Below are 11,500 nucleotides of genomic sequence, written 5' to 3' on the forward strand. Positions count from 1 at the left end.
GCGCACCAGCAGGGCGATGCTGGAGACGCCCATCTTTTCCTTGATCTTGGTGCGGTGCACGTCCACCGTCTTGACGCTGATGTTCAGCTCGCGGGCGATCACCTTGCTGGCCTTGCCGTCGATGACCATGCCCAGCACCTCGCGCTCGCGCCCGGTCAGCAGGTCCAGGCGCTGCTGCAGCTGGCGCTTCTGCTGGGCGCCGGCCTGCACCTGCACCGCGGCCTTGAGCGCGGCCTGGATGCGTTCGAGCATCTGCTGCGGGTTGTAGGGTTTCTCGACGAAATCCAGGGCGCCGTTCTTCATGGCCTGCACCGACATCGGAATGTCGCCGTGGGCCGAGACGAAGATGATCGGCAGCGCCGCGCCGCGCTCGTTGAGCATGGCCTGTAGCTGGAAGCCGCTGGTTTCCGGCATGCGCACGTCGAGCACCAGGCACGCGGGCTGGGTGGGGTCGTAGTGGGCGAGGAATTCCTCGGCGCCGGCGAAGCACTCGGCCTGCACGCTCACCGACTCCAGGAGCCAGGCCAGCGAGGTGCGCAGGTCCTTGTCGTCGTCGACGATATAAACAACGGGTTTGCGGGTATCCATCAGGCACTGCCACGGTCTTTCTAATACTTGTAATTGCTCGCAGGTGGGCTGCGGCACGCATAAGGCGGGGCTCGCGGACGCGCCCCGGGGTCAGCATACCCAGGCCAACGGGCCCTGGCGATAAAGAAACCCCCTAGACGACTAAAGGCCAGCCACCGCCGCCATGGGATTCGTCTGGATACCGCCGGCTTGCGCGCCTCCGTAGATTGGAAGCCATCGACCACCGGCCGCAAGGGCGTCCCCATGAACAACCTGAGCCAGACCCAGATCGACTTCCGCAACGCCATGGCGCGGCTGCCCGCCGCGGTGAACATCATCACCAGCGACGGCCCCGGCGGGCGCTGCGGGATCACCGCCAGCGCGGTCTGCTCGGTCACCGACTCGCCGCCCACGGTGCTGGTCTGCATCAATCGCGGCAGCGCCAGCCACGAGCCGCTGCGGGTCAACGGCAACCTGTGCATCAACGTGCTGCGCGGCGAGCAGGAAGACCTGGCCAAGCACTTCGCCGGCATGACCCGGGTGCCGATGGAAGAGCGCTTCGCCTGGGACCTGTGGGAGGAGGGCTGCACCGGCGCGCCGGTCCTGCGCGACGCCCTGGTGACCCTGGAAGGGCGCATCAGCGAGTGCAAGGAAGTCGGTTCGCACTCGGTGCTGTTCGTCGAGCTGGAGCGCGCCGCGGTGCGCGAGCAGGGCGCCAGCCTGGTGTACTTCAACCGCCTGTTCCACCGCGTCGACGGCGAATCGGCGGCGGCCTGAGGGCGCTCCATCACTGCACGGCATGAGTACTATCGACGCCGACGCGTGGTCAGGCGCGGGGCATGCCGTTAGAGTCCCGCTCAAAGCCACGCCCGTGCGCGCGTCGCGCGGGCCTCGACTGGAGCGTCCATGAAGTCCCTGTCCGAAACCGCCTTCTCCATGCTCGACCTGGTCCCGATCCGCGACCAGGGCACCGTCAGCGAAGCGCTGAACAACGCGGTGGAAGTCGCCCGCCACGTCGAACGTCTCGGCTTCAGCCGCTACTGGCTGGCCGAGCACCACAACATGGACGGCATCGCCAGCTCGGCGACCTCCGTGCTGATCGGCCACATCGCCGGCAAGACCGCGCGCATCCGCGTCGGCTCCGGCGGGGTGATGCTGCCCAACCACCCGCCGCTGGTGATCGCCGAGCAGTTCGGCACCCTCGCCAGCCTCTACCCGGGGCGCATCGACCTGGGCCTGGGCCGCGCCCCCGGCGCCGACCAGGCGACCATGCGCGCCCTGCGCCGCGACCGTATGCTCGGTGACGGCGAAGACTTCCCAGAACAGGTCGCCGAACTGGAAATGCTGCTCGGCCCGCGGCGCCCGCAGCAGACCCTGCTGGCGATCCCCGGCGAGGGCACGCGGGTGCCGATCTGGCTGCTCGGCTCCAGCCTGTTCAGCGCCCGCCTGGCGGCGGAGAAGGGCCTGCCCTACGCCTTCGCCTCGCACTTCGCGCCGCGCTACCTGCACGACGCGCTGCGCATCTACCGCCAGCACTTCAAGCCCTCGGCGATCCTCGACGAGCCCTACGCGATGATCGGTGTGCCGCTGATCGCCGCGCCCACCGACGAGGAAGCCGAATACCTCGCCACCACCGCGTTCCAGCGCGTGCTGGCGCTGATCCGTGGCGAAAGCCTGAAGCAGAAACCGCCGGTGGAACGCATGGCCGGCCTGTGGCTGCCCCACGAGCAGGAAGCGGTGGGCAACTTCTTCGGCCTGGCGGTGATCGGTGGCCCGGAAAAGGTCCGCAGCCGCCTGGAAATCCTCGTCGAGCAGACCGGCGCGGACGAGATCATGTTCACCAGCGACATCTACGACCACGCGCTGCGCCTGCGCTCGCTGGAAATCGTCGCCGGCCTGCGCAAGCCGCGCTGATCCACGCGTAGGGCGGATAACCGTTCGCGGTTATCCGCCGTTTCACCAGGGCCCGCCTGTCCAATCCGCTCATCCATATCGCCCCCTTTCGACATTGCCGCCGCGCCGCGCCGGCGCGAACATCCCGGTACTCCCTACAAGAACAAGCCAGGAGTTCCGCGATGCGCCCCTATGCCGCCGCCGCTGCCGAATTCGATTACCCGGCCACCGCCCGCGCCACCCTCGCCGGTAGCCTCGACGCGCTCAACGCCTGCGTCGAATGCTGCGATCGCCACGCCCAGCCCGGGCGCATGGCGCTGTACTGGGAAGGCCGCAACGGCGAGCGCGCCGACTACAGCTTCGCCCAGTTGCAGGCGCTGGCCGCGCAGTTCGCCAACCTGCTCCACGAACTCGGCGTGCGCCCCGGCGACCGGGTTTCCGGCATGCTGCCGCGCACCCCCGAACTGCTGGTCACCATCCTCGGCACCTGGCGCCTGGGCGCGGTCTACCAGCCGCTGTTCACCGCCTTCGGGCCCAAGGCCATCGAGCACCGCCTGGGCATCGCCGGCAGCCGCGTGCTGGTCACCGACAGCGGCAACCGCGCCAAGCTTGACGAAGTGCCCAACGCGCCGCAGGTCATCACCCTCAGCGGCGGCCAGGCGGTTCCGGCCGGCGACCTGGACTTCTGGCAGGCCCTGGAAGGCCGCTCCACCGAATTCGCGCCGGTGCCGCGCAGCGGCGAAGACCCCTTCATGCTGATGTTCACTTCCGGCACCACCGGCCTGGCCAAGCCGCTGGCGGTGCCGTTGAAAGCGATCCTGGCGTTCACTGGCTACCTCCGCGACGCCGTCGACCTGCGCCCCGAGGACCGCTTCTGGAACCTCGCCGACCCGGGCTGGGCCTACGGCCTTTACTACGCCGTCACCGGCCCGCTGGCCCTGGGCCACGCCACCACCTTCTACGAAGGCGCCTTCACGGTGGAAAGCACCTGCCGGATCATCCGCCAGTTCGGTATCACCAACCTGGCCGGCTCGCCCACCGCGTATCGCATGCTCAAGGCTTCCGGCGAGGACGTGGCGCGTGAGATCAAGGGCCGCCTGCGCGCCGTGAGCAGCGCCGGCGAGGCGCTGACCCCGGAGGTGATCCGCTGGTTCGCCGAGGGCCTGGGGGTGACCATCCACGACCATTACGGGCAGACCGAGCTGGGCATGGTCCTGGCCAACCACCATGCGCTGGCGCACCCGGTGCACCTGGGCGCGGCCGGCTACTCCATCCCCGGCCACCGCGTAGTGGTGCTGGACGACGACGGCCGCGAACTGCCCGCCGGCCAGCCCGGCATCCTCGCCATGGACCGCACGCGCTCGCCGCTGATGTGGTTCGCCGGCTACCAGGGCATGGAAACCAAGGCCTTCGTCGGCGACTACTATCTGAGCGGCGACACCGTCGAGCTGAACCCCGACGGCAGCATCAGCTTTGTCGGCCGCTCCGACGACCTGATCACCACCTCGGGCTACCGCGTCGGCCCCTTCGACGTCGAGAGCGCGCTGATCGAGCACCCGGCGGTGATGGAAGCGGCGGTGATCGGCAAGCCCGACCCGGAGCGCACCGAAGTGGTCAAGGCCTACGTGGTGCTGTGCCCGCGCCACCAGCCCAGCCCCGAACTGGCCGAGGAGCTGCAGCAATACGTGCGCAAGCGCCTGTCGGCGCACAGCTACCCGCGCGAGGTGGAGTTCGTCGACGAACTGCCGAAGACCCCCAGCGGCAAGATCCAGCGCTTCCTCCTGCGCAACCAGGAGATCGCGCGGCAACGCGAGGCGGCCGAACGCGCCGCCGCGCAGCACTGATTCGGAGAGATTCCATGCAGATCAAGGACAAGGTTTTCCTCATCACCGGCGGCGGTTCCGGGCTCGGCGCGGCCACCGCGAAGACCCTGGTGGAGGCCGGCGCCCGGGTGCTGCTGGCCGACGTCAACGCCGAGGCCGGCGCCGCCCGCGTGGCGGAACTGGGCGAGGCCAACGCGCGCTTCGTGCGCACCGACGTGACCCGCGAGGCCGATGGCCGCGCCGCCGTCGAGGCCGCCTTGGAAAGCTTCGGCGCGCTGCACGGGCTGGCCAACTGCGCCGGCGTGGCGCCGGCCGAGAAAGTCCTCGGGCGCAACGGCGCGCACGGCCTGGACAGCTTCGCCCGGGCGATCAACATCAACCTGGTGGGCAGCTTCAACATGCTGCGCCTGGCCGCCGAGGCCATGAGCCGCAACGAGCCGGACGCCGGCGGCGAGCGCGGGATCATCGTCAACACCGCCTCGGTGGCGGCCTTCGACGGGCAGATCGGCCAGGCCGCCTACGCCGCGTCCAAGGCCGGGGTGGTCGGCCTGACCCTGCCGGTGGCCCGCGAACTGGCGCGCCACGGCATCCGCGTGATGACCATCGCCCCCGGCATCTTCGAGACCCCGATGATGGCCGGCATGCCCCAGGAAGTCCGCGATTCCCTCGGCGCCAGCGTGCCGTTCCCGCCGCGCCTGGGTCGTCCCGACGAGTTCGCTGCACTGGTCCGGCACATCGTCGAGAACAGCATGCTCAACGGCGAAGTGATCCGCCTCGACGGCGCCATCCGCATGGCCGCCAAGTGACAGGAGAACAGCAATGAACGATCCCGTAGTCATCGTCAGCGCCGTGCGCACCGCCATGGGCGGCTTCCTCGGCGACTTCAAGGACACCAACGCCGCCACCCTCGGCGCCGCCGCCGTGCGCGCGGCGGTCGAACGCGCCCGGCTGGGCGCCACCGAGGTCGACGAAGCCATCCTCGGTTGCGTGCTCGCCGCCGGCCAGGGCCAGGCCCCGGCGCGCCAGGCGGTGCTCGGCGCCGGCCTGGACCGCGGCACACCCTGCACCACCATCAACAAGATGTGCGGCTCGGGCATGAAGGCCGTGATGCAGGGCCACGACGCGCTGCTGGCCGGCAGCGCCGGAGTGGTGCTGGCGGGCGGCATGGAAAGCATGTCCAACGCTCCCTACCTGCTGGAGCGCGCTCGCAGCGGCTATCGCATGGGCCACGGCAGGGTGCTCGACCACATGTTCCTCGACGGCCTCGAAGACGCCTACGACAAGGGCCGGCTGATGGGCACCTTCGCCGAGGACTGCGCGCAGAGCTACGGCTTCACCCGCGAGCAGCAGGACGCCTACGCCATCGCCTCGCTGACCCGCGCGCAGCAGGCCATGGCCGACGGCCGCTTCGCCGCCGAGATCGTCCCGGTGACGGTCAAGGCCGGCAAGGAAACCCGCGAGATCGGCCAGGACGAGCAGCCGCCGAAGGCCCGCCCGGACAAGATCCCGACCCTGAAACCGGCGTTCCGCGACGGCGGCACCGTTACCGCGGCCAACTCCAGCTCCATCTCCGACGGCGCCGCCGCGCTGGTCCTGATGCGCCTGTCCGAGGCCGAGAAGCGCGGCCTGGCGCCGCTGGCGGCGATCCGCGCGCACGCCTCCTACGCCGCCGCGCCGAACCTGTTCCCCACCGCGCCGGTGGGCTCGATCCAGCGCCTGCTGCAGCGCAGCGGCTGGAGCCTGGGCGAGGTCGACCTGTTCGAGATCAACGAAGCCTTCGCCGTGGTGGCCATGGCCGCCATGCGCGAGCTGGACATCCCCCACGCCAAGCTCAACGTCCACGGCGGCGCCTGCGCCCTGGGCCACCCGATCGGCGCCTCGGCGGCGCGCATCCTGGTGACCCTGCTGTCGGCGCTGCAGCAGTACGACCTGAAGCGCGGCATCGCTTCGGTGTGCATCGGTGGCGGCGAAGCCACGGCCATCGCCGTCGAACGCCTGTGAGGAGCGCAGCATGATTCCCAGCGAAGAAGCACTGCAGATCCGCGACGTCGCCCGCCAGTTCGCCCAGGAGCGGCTGAAACCCTTCGCCGCCGAGTGGGACCGCGAACACCGCTTCCCCGCCGAGGCGCTGAAGGAAATGGCCAACCTCGGCTTCCTCGGTATGCTGGTGGCGGAGGAGTGGGGCGGCGCGCAGACCGGCCACCTGGCCTACGCCATGGCCCTGGAAGAGATCGCCGCCGGCGACGGCGCCTGCTCGACCATCATGAGCGTGCACAACTCGGTGGGCTGCATGCCCATCGCCAAGTTCGGCAGCGACGAGCAGAAGCGCCGGTTCCTGGTGCCCCTGGCCCGTGGCGAGATGATCGGCGCCTTCGCCCTCACCGAACCCCAGGCCGGCTCCGACGCCAGCTTCCTGAAGACCCGCGCGCGCCGCGACGGCGACCACTACGTGCTGAACGGCAGCAAGCAGTTCATCACCTCCGGCAGCCACGCCGGGCTGGTGATCGTCTTCGCGGTGACCGATCCTGCGGCCGGCAAGAAGGGCATCAGCGCCTTCATCGTGCCCACCGACAACCCCGGCTACCGCGTGGTGCGGGTGGAAGACAAGCTCGGCCAGCACGCCTCGGACACCTGCCAGATCGCCTTCGACGACCTGCGCATCCCGGCCAGCTACCGCCTGGGCGAGGAGGGCCAGGGCTACGCCATCGCCCTGGCCAACCTGGAGGGCGGGCGCATCGGCATCGCCTCCCAGGCGGTGGGCATGGCCCGCGCGGCCTTCGAGTACGCCCGCGACTACGCCCACGAGCGGGAAACCTTCGGCAAGCCGATCATCCAGCACCAGGCGGTGGCCTTCCGCCTCAGCGACATGGCCACCGAGATCGCCGTGGCGCGGCAGATGGTGCACCACGCCGCCAGCCTGCGCGAAGCCGGCCTGCCGTGCCTGACCGAAGCCTCGATGGCCAAGCTGTTCGCCTCGGAGATGGCCGAACGGGTGTGCTCGGCGGCGATCCAGACCCTGGGCGGCTACGGCTACCTGCAGGACTTCCCGGTGGAGCGCATCTACCGCGACGTACGGGTGTGCCAGATCTACGAAGGCACCAGCGACGTGCAGCGCCTGGTGATCGCCCGCAGCCTGTAGCGGGCACGTCGCCGCTCTCGTAGGAGCGGGCCATGCCCGCGATTCGCGCGCATGGCGCGCTCCTACGCTTTGGCGCCCGGCGCTATGCCCTGAACCGCGCGCGATACTCCGTCGGCGTCACCCCAAGACGCTGCGCGAACACCAGGCGCATCCGCGCTGCGCTGCCGAAGCCGCAGCGCCAGGCCACCGCCTTCAAGGCCAGGTCGCCGCTTTCCAGCAGGCCGCGCGCCGCGTCCAGGCGGGCGCGCTGGACGAATTCCGCCGGGGTGATGCCGGCCTCGCGGACGAAGGCGCGGGCGAAGGTGCGTTCGCTCATGCGCGCCACCGCCGCCAGCTCCGCCACCGACAGCGCTTCGCCAAGGTGTTCCTGCACATGCCGCTGCACCCGCGCGATGGCCGAGTCGCCGGCGGCCGGCGCCTGCAGGTAAGGACTGAACTGCGACTGCCCGCCCTGGCGCTGGGCCACCACCAGCAGGCGTTTGGCCACGCTCAGGGCGACGCCGGCGCCGTGGTCCTCGGCGATCAGCGCAAGAGCCAGGTCGATGCCCGCCGTGACCCCGGCCGAGGTGACCAGCGCGCCGTCGCGCACATGGATGCTGTCGGGCTCCACCCGCGCCTGCGGGAACAGCTGCGCCAGTCGCGCGGCGTCGCTCCAGTGGGTGGTGGCGCGCTTGCCGTCGAGCAGGCCGGCGTGGCCGAGGAGGAAGGCCCCGGTGCAGATCGAGCCGTAGCGCGGCGCCCGCGCGCAGGCCTGGCGCAACCAGCCGAGGAGGGCGCTGGAGGGTGTCTCGACGGGCAGTCGCGGGCCGCCCGGCACCAGCAGGATATCGAGCTCGCCGACCTCGTCCTCCAGCGCGAAACCGGCGCCGAGCAGCTGGCCGTTGGAGGCAGGGATCGGGTAGACGCGTTCGGCCACGGTCAGCACCTCGTAGCCCGCGCCGGGCGCGACGAAGGCGTTGGCCTCGGCGAAGGCGTCCAGCGGGCCGGCGACGTCCAGCGCCTGCACACCGGGGAACAGCAGCATGGCCACGCGTTTCATGGGGTATTCCTGGCGACGAGCGGGCTTGCCATTGTGGGCGCGCCACACGCTGGCCGCAAAGCGTTCGAGCGTTCGGATCCTGCCAATCGCGGCGTACTTTATGCCGTTCCGGCAGCCCGATGGCACAAAGCCGGCGTTTGGCAAGGGCTCATTGTTACGCGATATGCACTAATCCCTTGTCGCATTGCCTCTGTGTCCGCGACGGCCGTTCAACTAGATTGAATGCACGGCAAGGCCAAATGGCCAGCACGCCGGAAACCGGAGAATCCCACCATGAAATCCACCCTGAAACGCAGCCTGCTCGGCCTGTTCGCCATCCCCCTGATGGGCGTCGCCCTGGCCGCCAGCGCCGCCGACGCCAATACCGTCGTCTACCACTACGGGATGAAGCTCGACGTGGCCAAGGTCATCAGCATCGAGCAAGCCAACGACCGCTGCGAGGTCGCCCCGGCGAAAATGACCTACGCCGACTCCAAGGGCCAGGTCCACGTGCTCGAGTACCTGCGCCAGACCGAGATGTGCAGCGACATCTGAGCATCCCAGCGCAACGGGTGGCGCGCTCGCGCCGCCCGCGCCGCGCGGACCTTCGTCAGTCCGCCGCTTCCCCCCCGTAGCCTTCGCGCTGCAATCTCGGCCAGTCGGCTATCTGCAAGAGCACGTCGCTCAGCGCCTGCGCCGCGCTGGAAAGCTTGTGTTCGGCCAGGCTGAACAGCCCCACGCGCCGCTCCACCGTGGGGTCGTAGAGGTCCACGCAGCGCGCGCCCAACTCCTCCATCTGTTGCACGCAGAGCCTGGGCACCGCGCTCACTCCCAGCCCCTGGGCGACCATGCGCCCCACCGTCACCAGTTGGTGGCTCTCGAAGGCCACCGCCAGCTTGCCGTGGCTGGCCGCCACGCTATCCTCCAACAGCAGGCGCACCGCCGAGGGCCGCTGCAGGGTGATGAAGGGTTGCTGCAGCAATTGCGCCCAGCTCAGCCGGCGCTGCCCGGCCAGCGGCGAGCCGGCCGGCAGCACGGCGACGAAGCGGTCGCTGTAGAACGGCTGGAAACTCAGGCCGTCGAGGCTCTCCGGCTCGAAGGCGATACCCAGTTCGACGCGATGGTTGCGCACCATTTCCAGCACCTGTTCGTTGATCACGTCATGCACCGCCACGTTGACCTTCGGGTAGCGCCGGCGGAAGGCCATGAGCGCGGCCGGCAGCAGGTTGCCGGCGAAGGAAGGCATGGCGGCGATGGAAACCTTGCCCAGCTGCAGGGTGAAGTGCTGGCGCAGCAGCTCCTCGGCGTTGTCCCAGTCGGCCAGCAGGCGCCGGGCGATCGGCAGCAGGGTCTCGCCCTCGGGAGTTAGCGCGACGCTGCGCGTAGTGCGCACCAGCAGTTGCCCGCCGAGGGACTCTTCCAGGTTCTTGATCGCCAGGCTCAAGGCCGGCTGCGACAGGTGCAGGCGTTCGCCGGCCTGGGCGAAGCTGAGGCTCTGCGCCACGGCGAGGAAGGCGCGCAGTTGCTTGACGGTCATTGATTTGGAAAGCCAATTAATCGATCGGAAAAACAAACTTAACAAATCAGTCCCCAGCGGTGAAGCTGCAGACGCTCTCCGACCGACCAGTCGGAAACCCTAACGATAAGAGAGGCGCAAGATGGCAGGACTCGACAAGCGGGTTGGCAGTTACGCGGAAGCCCTGGCCGGGCTCACCGACGGCATGACGGTACTGGCGGGCGGCTTCGGCCTGTGTGGTATCCCCGAGAACCTCATCGCCGAAATCCGCCGCCTGGGCGTGAAGGGCCTGACGGTGGTGTCGAACAACTGCGGCGTCGACGGCTTCGGCCTCGGCGTGCTGCTGGAGGAGCGGCAGATCCGCAAGATGATCGCCTCCTACGTCGGCGAGAACGAACTGTTCGAGCGCCAGCTGCTGTCCGGCGAGCTCGAAGTGGAACTCACCCCGCAAGGCACCCTGGCCGAGAAACTCCGCGCCGGCGGCGCCGGCATCCCGGCCTTCTTCACCGCCACCGGCTACGGCACGCCGGTCGCCGAAGGCAAGGAAGTGCGCGAGTTCAATGGCCGCCCGTACATCATGGAGCAGGCCATCACCGGCGACTTCGCCATCGTCAAGGGCTGGAAGGCCGACCACTACGGCAACGTCATCTACCGCCACACCGCGCAGAACTTCAACCCGGTAGTGGCCACCGCGGGGCGCATCACCGTGGTCGAGGTCGAGGAAATCGTGGCGCCCGGCGAGCTGGACCCGGCGCAGATCCACACCCCCGGCATCTACGTCGACCGCATCATCCAGGGAACCTTCGAGAAGCGCATCGAAAAGCGCACCGTGCGTTCCTGAGCCCACCGGACAAGAGAGACAAGACCATGGCACTGACCCGCGAACAGATGGCCCAGCGCGTCGCGCGCGAACTCAAGGACGGCTACTACGTCAACCTCGGCATCGGCATCCCGACCCTGGTGGCCAACTTCGTGCCCGAGGGCATGGAAGTGATGCTGCAGTCGGAGAACGGCCTGCTCGGCATGGGCGCCTTCCCCACCGAGGAAACCCTGGACGCCGACATGATCAACGCCGGCAAGCAGACCGTGACCGCCGTGAAGGGCGCGTCGATCTTCTCCTCCGCCGAGTCCTTCGCGATGATCCGCGGCGGCCACGTCGACCTCACCGTGCTCGGCGCCTTCGAGGTGGACGTGCAGGGCAACATCGCCTCCTGGATGATCCCCGGCAAGCTGGTGAAAGGCATGGGCGGCGCGATGGACCTGGTGGCCGGCGCCGACAACATCATCGTCACCATGACCCACGCCTCCAAGGACGGCGAGTCCAAGCTGCTCGACCGCTGCAGCCTGCCGCTGACCGGTGCCGGCTGCATCCGCAAGGTGCTCACCGACCTGGCCTACCTGGAGATCGAGGACGGCGCCTTCATCCTGCGCGAGACCGCGCCGGGGGTGAGCGTCGAGGAAATCGTCGAGAAGACCGCCGGGCGCCTGGTCGTGCCGGACGACGTCAAAGAGATGACCTTCTGAGTTAGTCGCGCTGTAAGAGC

At 69.2% G+C, this 11,500-nt stretch carries 12 protein-coding genes; 9 read left to right on the plus strand and 3 right to left on the minus strand.

The features are described 5' to 3' along the window. Positions 1-588, minus strand: a 588-nt coding sequence (locus P3W75_RS19470) for a response regulator transcription factor (RefSeq protein WP_276228945.1), incomplete at its 3' end; no start/stop codon positions are given. Positions 589-831: 243 nt separating this feature from the next. Between P3W75_RS19470 and hpaC the strand changes: the two genes are divergently transcribed. The 6 genes from hpaC to P3W75_RS19500 all read left to right on the plus strand — a co-directional run bounded on the left by hpaC (position 832) and on the right by P3W75_RS19500 (position 7,422). Further along, positions 832-1,344 carry a 4-hydroxyphenylacetate 3-monooxygenase, reductase component gene (gene hpaC, locus P3W75_RS19475; protein ID WP_276228946.1) on the plus strand — a complete coding sequence of 171 codons (513 nt, stop codon included), beginning with the start codon at positions 832-834 and terminating at the stop codon, positions 1,342-1,344. Positions 1,345-1,473: 129 nt separating this feature from the next. Beyond that, the gene (locus tag P3W75_RS19480; protein WP_276228947.1) at positions 1,474-2,481 is read left to right on the plus strand and encodes an LLM class flavin-dependent oxidoreductase; all 1,008 of its coding nucleotides are present in this window, start codon (positions 1,474-1,476) and stop codon (positions 2,479-2,481) included. Positions 2,482-2,642: 161 nt separating this feature from the next. Next, a complete protein-coding gene (locus P3W75_RS19485; RefSeq protein WP_276228948.1) occupies positions 2,643-4,304 on the plus strand; it encodes an acyl-CoA synthetase in 1,662 nt (553 codons plus the stop codon). Between the two features lie 14 nt (positions 4,305-4,318). Further along, positions 4,319-5,089: a 3-hydroxyacyl-CoA dehydrogenase gene (locus tag P3W75_RS19490; RefSeq protein WP_276228949.1), complete on the plus strand. Its 771-nt coding sequence runs from the start codon at positions 4,319-4,321 to the stop codon at positions 5,087-5,089. 13 nt (positions 5,090-5,102) lie between these two features. Continuing rightward, positions 5,103-6,284, plus strand: a complete 1,182-nt coding sequence (locus P3W75_RS19495; protein WP_276228950.1) for an acetyl-CoA C-acyltransferase — start codon at positions 5,103-5,105, stop codon at positions 6,282-6,284. Between the two features lie 10 nt (positions 6,285-6,294). Further along, positions 6,295-7,422 carry an acyl-CoA dehydrogenase family protein gene (locus P3W75_RS19500; protein WP_276228951.1) on the plus strand — a complete coding sequence of 376 codons (1,128 nt, stop codon included), beginning with the start codon at positions 6,295-6,297 and terminating at the stop codon, positions 7,420-7,422. Between the two features lie 82 nt (positions 7,423-7,504). Here the strand turns inward: P3W75_RS19500 and P3W75_RS19505 are convergent, their stop codons facing one another. Continuing rightward, entirely contained in the window at positions 7,505-8,461 is a 957-nt protein-coding gene (locus P3W75_RS19505) for a GlxA family transcriptional regulator (RefSeq protein WP_276228952.1), read from the minus strand. A gap of 273 nt (positions 8,462-8,734) precedes the next feature. Here P3W75_RS19505 and P3W75_RS19510 point away from each other — a divergent pair, with 273 nt between their 5' ends. Then, on the plus strand, positions 8,735-8,995 hold the full coding sequence (locus P3W75_RS19510) for a DUF2790 domain-containing protein (protein ID WP_276228953.1): 261 nt from the start codon (positions 8,735-8,737) through the stop codon (positions 8,993-8,995). Positions 8,996-9,050: 55 nt separating this feature from the next. On the opposite strand, the gene P3W75_RS19515 is transcribed toward P3W75_RS19510, so the two are convergent. Beyond that, the gene (locus tag P3W75_RS19515) at positions 9,051-9,977 is read right to left on the minus strand and encodes a LysR family transcriptional regulator (RefSeq protein WP_276228954.1); all 927 of its coding nucleotides are present in this window, start codon (positions 9,975-9,977) and stop codon (positions 9,051-9,053) included. 121 nt (positions 9,978-10,098) lie between these two features. Here P3W75_RS19515 and P3W75_RS19520 point away from each other — a divergent pair, with 121 nt between their 5' ends. Both P3W75_RS19520 and P3W75_RS19525 read left to right on the plus strand, forming a co-directional pair. Next, positions 10,099-10,797, plus strand: coding sequence for a CoA transferase subunit A (locus tag P3W75_RS19520; RefSeq protein ID WP_276228955.1), 699 nt, complete (start codon positions 10,099-10,101; stop codon positions 10,795-10,797). A 26-nt stretch (positions 10,798-10,823) separates the two neighbouring features. Further along, positions 10,824-11,480 carry a CoA transferase subunit B gene (locus P3W75_RS19525; RefSeq protein ID WP_276228956.1) on the plus strand — a complete coding sequence of 219 codons (657 nt, stop codon included), beginning with the start codon at positions 10,824-10,826 and terminating at the stop codon, positions 11,478-11,480. Positions 11,481-11,500: the final 20 nt, after the last annotated feature.

Origin of the sequence: Pseudomonas citronellolis (assembly GCF_029335315.1) — a bacterium.
GTDB lineage: Bacteria > Pseudomonadota > Gammaproteobacteria > Pseudomonadales > Pseudomonadaceae > Pseudomonas > Pseudomonas citronellolis_A.

What these genes read in the sequence shown, in the direction of transcription:
- hpaC (WP_276228946.1), top strand. Translation starts at nt 832, where the DNA reads ATGAACAACCTGAGCCAGACCCAGATCGACTTCCGCAACGCCATGGCG.
- P3W75_RS19480 (WP_276228947.1), top strand. Translation starts at nt 1,474, where the DNA reads ATGAAGTCCCTGTCCGAAACCGCCTTCTCCATGCTCGACCTGGTCCCG.
- P3W75_RS19485 (WP_276228948.1), top strand. Translation starts at nt 2,643, where the DNA reads ATGCGCCCCTATGCCGCCGCCGCTGCCGAATTCGATTACCCGGCCACC.
- P3W75_RS19490 (WP_276228949.1), top strand. Translation starts at nt 4,319, where the DNA reads ATGCAGATCAAGGACAAGGTTTTCCTCATCACCGGCGGCGGTTCCGGG.
- P3W75_RS19495 (WP_276228950.1), top strand. Translation starts at nt 5,103, where the DNA reads ATGAACGATCCCGTAGTCATCGTCAGCGCCGTGCGCACCGCCATGGGC.
- P3W75_RS19500 (WP_276228951.1), top strand. Translation starts at nt 6,295, where the DNA reads ATGATTCCCAGCGAAGAAGCACTGCAGATCCGCGACGTCGCCCGCCAG.
- P3W75_RS19505 (WP_276228952.1), bottom strand. Translation starts at nt 8,461, where the DNA reads ATGAAACGCGTGGCCATGCTGCTGTTCCCCGGTGTGCAGGCGCTGGAC.
- P3W75_RS19510 (WP_276228953.1), top strand. Translation starts at nt 8,735, where the DNA reads ATGAAATCCACCCTGAAACGCAGCCTGCTCGGCCTGTTCGCCATCCCC.
- P3W75_RS19515 (WP_276228954.1), bottom strand. Translation starts at nt 9,977, where the DNA reads ATGACCGTCAAGCAACTGCGCGCCTTCCTCGCCGTGGCGCAGAGCCTC.
- P3W75_RS19520 (WP_276228955.1), top strand. Translation starts at nt 10,099, where the DNA reads ATGGCAGGACTCGACAAGCGGGTTGGCAGTTACGCGGAAGCCCTGGCC.
- P3W75_RS19525 (WP_276228956.1), top strand. Translation starts at nt 10,824, where the DNA reads ATGGCACTGACCCGCGAACAGATGGCCCAGCGCGTCGCGCGCGAACTC.